The 6,277-nt window shown below is 41.4% G+C and carries 8 protein-coding genes; 5 read left to right on the top strand and 3 right to left on the bottom strand.

Features of this window, described 5'->3' with window-relative positions:
• On the top strand, positions 1-304 hold a 304-nt coding region (locus tag KGY70_15435; GenBank protein MBS3776588.1), incomplete at its 5' end, for a phosphatase PAP2 family protein.
• Between the two features lie 281 nt (positions 305-585).
• On the opposite strand, the gene KGY70_15440 is transcribed toward KGY70_15435, so the two are convergent.
• Both KGY70_15440 and KGY70_15445 read right to left on the bottom strand, forming a co-directional pair.
• The gene (locus KGY70_15440) at positions 586-1,680 is read right to left on the bottom strand and encodes a hypothetical protein (protein MBS3776589.1); all 1,095 of its coding nucleotides are present in this window, start codon (positions 1,678-1,680) and stop codon (positions 586-588) included.
• A gap of 40 nt (positions 1,681-1,720) precedes the next feature.
• Complete coding sequence (locus tag KGY70_15445) at positions 1,721-2,338, bottom strand: nitroreductase family protein (GenBank protein ID MBS3776590.1); 618 nt, start codon at positions 2,336-2,338, stop codon at positions 1,721-1,723.
• A 203-nt stretch (positions 2,339-2,541) separates the two neighbouring features.
• Here KGY70_15445 and KGY70_15450 point away from each other — a divergent pair, with 203 nt between their 5' ends.
• From KGY70_15450 to KGY70_15465, 4 genes are all read left to right on the top strand, one after another.
• On the top strand, positions 2,542-3,255 hold the full coding sequence (locus tag KGY70_15450) for an SDR family NAD(P)-dependent oxidoreductase (GenBank protein MBS3776591.1): 714 nt from the start codon (positions 2,542-2,544) through the stop codon (positions 3,253-3,255).
• A 145-nt stretch (positions 3,256-3,400) separates the two neighbouring features.
• Entirely contained in the window at positions 3,401-3,631 is a 231-nt protein-coding gene (locus KGY70_15455) for a hypothetical protein (protein ID MBS3776592.1), read from the top strand.
• Positions 3,632-3,985: 354 nt separating this feature from the next.
• Positions 3,986-4,813, top strand: a complete 828-nt coding sequence (locus KGY70_15460) for a M48 family metalloprotease (protein MBS3776593.1) — start codon at positions 3,986-3,988, stop codon at positions 4,811-4,813.
• Positions 4,810-5,412 (top strand): DUF429 domain-containing protein, encoded by a 603-nt coding sequence (locus KGY70_15465; protein ID MBS3776594.1) that lies wholly within the window; start codon positions 4,810-4,812, stop codon positions 5,410-5,412. Before KGY70_15460 ends, KGY70_15465 begins: the two co-directional genes overlap by 4 nt.
• A gap of 162 nt (positions 5,413-5,574) precedes the next feature.
• On the opposite strand, the gene KGY70_15470 is transcribed toward KGY70_15465, so the two are convergent.
• Positions 5,575-6,057, bottom strand: coding sequence for a hypothetical protein (locus KGY70_15470; protein MBS3776595.1), 483 nt, complete (start codon positions 6,055-6,057; stop codon positions 5,575-5,577).
• Positions 6,058-6,277 lie beyond the last annotated feature (220 nt).

The following is a 6,277-nucleotide window of genomic DNA, read 5'->3' on the forward strand; positions in this document are numbered from 1 at the left end:
AATAGGCGATATGGTTCATACTGTCAGAGGATACAGAGGCGGAACCTTTGGTTTTGTCTCCTCGCATGCGGCCAATACTTTTGCCATGGCGCTATTCACATCAAAACTATTCAAAAACAGGTATTACACGTGGTTCATATTTATATGGGCTGCCGTGGTATCCTACAGCCGGATTTACCTGGGCGTACATTACCCGCTCGATATATTAGGTGGAGCCTTGCTGGGCATTGGTTTGGGATTCCTGGTATTTAAACTCTATATGTGGTTTGGAGAAAAGTATCTGAAAAAGACATTCTATGGTTAGAGATGTTTCCCAACATTTAATCTAAACCAAAATTCCCAAAATATGATGTGCATAAAAAATTCCAAATCACAAGCATCAAATTTCAAATAAATTCCAATAATCAAATTTTAAATGACCAAAACTACCCAGTCAAAAGTCTTCATACGCATAATCTGGAATGTTTTGATTTTAGGTAATTGGAATTTAGATATTATTTGAAATTTGATGCTTGTGATTTGGTGCTTCATTGATATATTATAGTATATAGTAAATTTGCTATTGACTACCTCTAAACAATACTTTCAATATACACGTCCCTTATAAAAAACCTTATTGCTGTTCACCCCCACGTTAAACCAAACCACATCCCAGTACACCTGGAAAGAATTCACGGGTTCATAGGATATGGTTTCTACCTGTCCATTATAAAACACCCTCAAGTGGTTTCTTTCATTCAGATAGGCCAGCGTATTGTTTCCGTATTTGATTTGGGAAGGGATGAAGTTTTCCAATGTATAGTCCTGACCATCATAATACACCTTAAAATGGTTCTGTTCTTCATAAGCCAGTATGCTGTCATGAACCATGTAAAAATCAGGCGTATTGGTGCTTAGTGTTTGTAGTTCATCATTTTCATACATCATAAAATTACCGGTATTCTCAACATAAACCACCCGGTTATCGCTCAATTTGAAGGATTCGGGGCGAAAAAAACCAAGTTCCCGTTCCCCGGATACGATATGATTAAGCTTAAACACAGAACGGCTGACATCGTAATATGCAACAATATTTTCATCAGCCTTGTAAAACGGTCGGCCCTGAAGAAGCATAAGCCTTTTTGTACTTCCCTCGAAAAATGCATTTAAATAGTCGTTCGGGTCCCGGTAAGCAAGGATGTTATCCCCCACCTCATAATTGTTTACCGGTGGCTTGGAAAGTGCACTTTCCACATCAAAAACCTCGCCTTTATAATAGACCTTAAACATCTTATCAATCTGGTCATAATAAGCAACCATATTTTCATTAGCCTTATAATGGGGTGCATTCATGGTCAAATTTCTTTTCTCCCGGCCATTGTACACGTAAAGATTGTTATTAAAGGTATATACCAACAAACCCTCTGTAACCCGGTAATCCCTGACAACCTTCGACAATTCTTTCTTCTGCCCGTCGTGATAAACCATCAGAGTTCCGTCATTTTGGCGATATGCCACACACCACTTGCTGACCTTAAAATTCCTTACCTGCAAATGCTCCAGTTGCCTGAAATTGCCGTTATCAAAAACATGAAAATGTTTTCTGAAATCCGTATAAGCCGCTAAGCCCTGTGAAAAAACCTCAGTGAATGATATAACAATAAGGCCGGGCAGAAGAAGGGGAACGAATAATCTTTTCAATAACATATCTCAGCATATATAAAACAGGGATTAACAATCCTTATTCGATCAATTCAAAAATCTCTTCAAGGGGTTTCTTTTCTTTGGGTTTAACGTCTCTGTCAGGCACCCCGACTGCGACAAAGGCCATCAGATGATAGGGATCAGTGATGCCGATCAATTCCTCCAGGGCCTCTTTGGCCATCATGGGAGCACTGAGCCAGCAGGCGCCATAACCCATATCCACTGCGGCAAGCAGAATATTCTCAACGGCTGCCCCGGCACTCTGAATATCCGGATAATTCCTGAGTATATTGATATCCTGATGGCTCATCTGTACCCCTTGTTCCAGTACCGATTCATAGTCTTCCATAGAAAAGGCAATAACAGCAGGAGCATTCTCGAAGAAAGTGGAAAAAAATTCAACCTGGCTTTTGATGTTTTCCGAAGCGATGGATTCATTCTCCGGAATCTCCTCAATCTTCTTCTTCACCTGTTCAGCCATTCTGCCAAGAAGGTTATGATTGGTAATCGCATAAAACTTCCATGGCTGGTAATTGTTTACACTGGGAGCAAAACCACCCATCTTAACAAGGTGCTTAAGATCCTCGACAGGAACGGGCGTATCCTTAAAACTCCGCACGCTGGTTCTCTTTTCAATTGCTTTTTGTAGTTCCATACGGCTGTGCTTTTATTTAAATTAACGTGAAAATATTTTCTTCATGAAGGAAGAAAAATACAAAAAATCTTTATAATTCACTACCAAAATTATAAATCAGTTGTTTTTTTATTAACATCGATGAGGCCTCATTTGTTGATCATATAATATTTGTTCAGATCGGAAGGAATTATTAATTTACAAACCATAAAAAATATAAACTTATGAACTACTACTACATAACCGGAACGAGCCGTGGTATAGGAAAAGCCATTGCAGAAGAGCTCCTCGGGCGTAAAAACAATTTTGTGTATGGCATTTCCAGGAACAATACCCTCGAACATCAGAATTATCAACACATCGCCCTGGATTTAAATGATCTGGAAAGGGTGAAGGAATTTACTTTCGGAGATCATCCGGATGCCGGAAAGATTGTTCTGATTAACAATGCCGGTATATTGGGGCATGTAGCGCCCGTTGGCAATTTATACACCGAAAAGATCATCAGCAGCTACAACATCAACCTGATAAGCCCCTCCATTCTGACCAACCGGTTCATAAACCAATATAAGGAGCACGAGGGTGAAAGGATGATCGTCAATACCAGCTCGGGAGCGGCCCGGCATACCATCCCATCCTGGAGCACTTATTGCGCAACCAAGGCAGGTTTGGAAATGTTTGCACGCGTAATAGAAGATGAACAGCAGGATGTTGAAAACCCTGTAAAAGTGTATTCAATAGCTCCGGGGGTGGTGGACACCGAAATGCAGGATGAGGTGCGTGAGGTAGACCCGGAAAATTTCCGTGATCTGTACCGCTTTGTGAAGCTGAAAAAAGATGGCTTATTGGTTGATCCGAACGATGTAGCCAAAAAGTTCGTCGACATCATGGAGCATCCGGAAAACTATCCGAAAAGCATCATGGATCTGCGAGAATGAAACATTTACAGGAAATCTTATTTGCAAAACGGCGAAAACACTTCTATGGACAAGGAGAAAGAATATGCACAAGCATCGGCAAGGTACAAAAAGCTAAAAATTAACGGACAAAAGCGAAGGTAAGGTGCACAAAAGCGAAGGTAAGATGCACAAAAGCAAAGGTAAGATGCACAAAAGTGCAGAATTACTGCACAAAAGCGAAAGTAAAGTGCACAAGAGCGAAAAATTGCTGCACAAAGGCGCAGGATTACTGCACAAAAATCAAGGAAAGGTGCACAAAGGCGCAGGTAAGGTGCACAAAAGCCAGGGTAAGGTGCACAAAACCTCTGAAGAGGTGGACAAAAGCCAGGCATCGATGGACAAAAGCAGTGGATGACCCTACAAAAGCAAAGCACCTGATCAAAATACCGGGAGGGTATTATTCATTAGTATAGCAGTTTGTTTAAGTTATTTATTTCTATATTTTGAAAATGCATAATATAAGTAATTCAGTACAATACCCATGGAACCTTCATGATTATAAATATGGCTTTTATGCACATTTTGTGCATGAAGGTTTCATTAGAATATGTGCTTAGAATAAGCCCAGAGGTTAAGATATCTAAAAATTTTCAATCAAGATTATTTTCTGCTGTTACATTTTTATTTACTTAGCACTTTCAAAAAAATCGGCCTGGCTTTGTAACCTTTTATTTTCAGGTACGATAGAATTCATTTAAATGATCAAGCCATGAAAAAGTCAATACGCATTTTATTTTTCATCCTGCTGGCCACAGGAACAGGGATTTTTACTTCCTGTGACAATGACGACGGGTTGAATATATTTACCCTGGATCAGGACAGGAAGTTTGGAAGAGCGTTTGACAATCAGATAAAGGCAGACACCAATGAATACATCATACTTGATGAAAACAGATACTCCGAAGCCTATGACCACCTTAACCGGATTAAGAATAATTTGCTTGAATCGGATGAGCTGAATCATGTTGAGGATTTCGACTGGAAAGCACGGATTGTCATGAGCAAAAAGAAAGATACCGTCCTCAATGCGTTTGCTGTACCCGGCGGATATATGTACTTCTATCCGGGGCTGATCAAATATCTGGACAACGAAGCCGAGTTTGCGGGAGTAATGGCGCATGAAATGGCGCATGTGGATAAGAGACATACAACCCAGCGAATGACCAGACTTTATGGCTTCCAATTTTTACTAGGTCTTATATTGGGAGAAAATCCAAGCCAATGGGCCAAAATTGTAGGAGAATTAGCCATTGGAACTGGAGAACTACAATTTAGTAAAAGTGATGAGTATGAAGCTGATGAATATGCCGTAAAATATAGTTCGGATACCGAATTGGATCCCAAAGGTGTGGCAGGATTTTTCAATAAGCTGGAAGAGCAAAATAGCGGAGGTTATATGCCGGAATTTTTCAGCACACACCCAAATCCGGGAAACCGTGTTGAAGAAATCGACGAGGTATGGAATAAACTGGGCCAGCCGGAAGGTAAAACGTTCACCGATCGCTACAACGAATTCAAAAACGCCTTATCCAAATGAAAATACCCAAGACCTTCATAGGCATCGATTATGGAAAGAAAGATTCAGGCAACACCGTTATTTGCTATAAAGATGGGGAACATATGGGTTTTGTGGGTACCTCAAAAAACCACGATCCCGACCCGGTAATCATTCAGGAGGCAGAAAAAATGAAGGTGGAATACATATTTCTGGATGCCCCTCTTTCTCTGCCCAAAGTGTATTTCAATCCTTCTGACAAAGAGCAGGACTATTTTTACCGAAAGTGCGACCGTGATCTGAACGCCATGTCGCCCATGTTCATTGGGGGATTAACAGCCCGGGCCATCAGGCTTCGACGCAAACTGGAAGACAAGGGTTTTATTGTCAAGGAAGTATACCCTTCTGCTTTGGCCAATCTCCTCAAACTTCAAAAACACGGTTACAAGGAAAAAACCATCAACATCATAAGATGCCTGAACGTGATCAATGAACAATTTCACATCTATAACTTACGGGAGAAAGAAATGCCCACCTGGCATCACTTTGATGCGCTGCTGGCCTTAATTTCAGGAGGCAGATACCTTCAGGGTGTAGCCATACATTATGGCAACAGCGGGGAAGGACTCATCTACGTGTAGAAGCCCAATCAACAATCAATTTAACAGTTAAACAATTGATAATTTTAATCATTCTGCTTTCCTTTCGTTCGATCCCGCCTGCTAGCGGGCAGGCATTCAATCTTTCAATCATTCAATCATTACTTTCCGCCGGGAAACACCCGAACAACCTCTACCAATCCCCTACAACGACCCCAAGAATTGACTCACTATAATCAGCAGCACCAGGGCAAATGGATAAACTGTAGCATAAGCGATTTGCGGGGCGTTGGTATCGGTCATGGGCTCTACGGCACTCAGTGCAGGGGTGCTGGTCATGCTGCCGGTCAGGGAGCCGATCAAAGACAAAAAGTTCATCTTAAGAACATAATAGCCAACGGTTATGCTCAGGATCATCGGAACAATGGTGATGGCCATGCCACTAACAAAGTACCGGAGGCCATCACTCTGGAGTGTGCCGGCAAGATTCTCTCCGGCATTTGTGCCAACAACAGCCAGAAACATGATCAATCCGAATTTTCTGAGAAACATATTGGTGGTTCCGGAGATGTTCCATACGATGGAGCCGGTTTTACCGATCTTACTCAGAACCAATGCTGTTATTAAAACCCCACCGGTTAATCCGAGCTGAAAATTGATCCCTCCGAAAAGGGGTATGGTTTGAATGCAAAATAAAGGGTTTTACACCGGAATGGAAAGAAAATGGAATAAAATAACCACAGTACCTTACCGGGCAAGTTTTACCGGGCAAGTTTTGCCCAAAAAAACAAGAATTTGACCGGTAAGGTACTAAAACTGAATTATTCGTCCAGGATGTGCTGAAGTATTCTTGAGGTGCCTCCTGCTCTATTCTCAACATACTGTCTGGAAACCTGGCCGGCTTGCC

It is taken from the genome of Bacteroidales bacterium (assembly GCA_018334875.1).
In the GTDB taxonomy this organism is placed as follows: domain Bacteria; phylum Bacteroidota; class Bacteroidia; order Bacteroidales; family UBA12077; genus JAGXLC01.

Coding starts and splice junctions, on each gene's coding strand:
- KGY70_15445 (MBS3776590.1), bottom strand. CDS start 2,338: ATGGAACTACAAAAAGCAATTGAAAAGAGAACCAGCGTGCGGAGTTTT.
- KGY70_15450 (MBS3776591.1), top strand. CDS start 2,542: ATGAACTACTACTACATAACCGGAACGAGCCGTGGTATAGGAAAAGCC.
- KGY70_15455 (MBS3776592.1), top strand. CDS start 3,401: ATGCACAAAAGCAAAGGTAAGATGCACAAAAGTGCAGAATTACTGCAC.
- KGY70_15460 (MBS3776593.1), top strand. CDS start 3,986: ATGAAAAAGTCAATACGCATTTTATTTTTCATCCTGCTGGCCACAGGA.
- KGY70_15465 (MBS3776594.1), top strand. CDS start 4,810: ATGAAAATACCCAAGACCTTCATAGGCATCGATTATGGAAAGAAAGAT.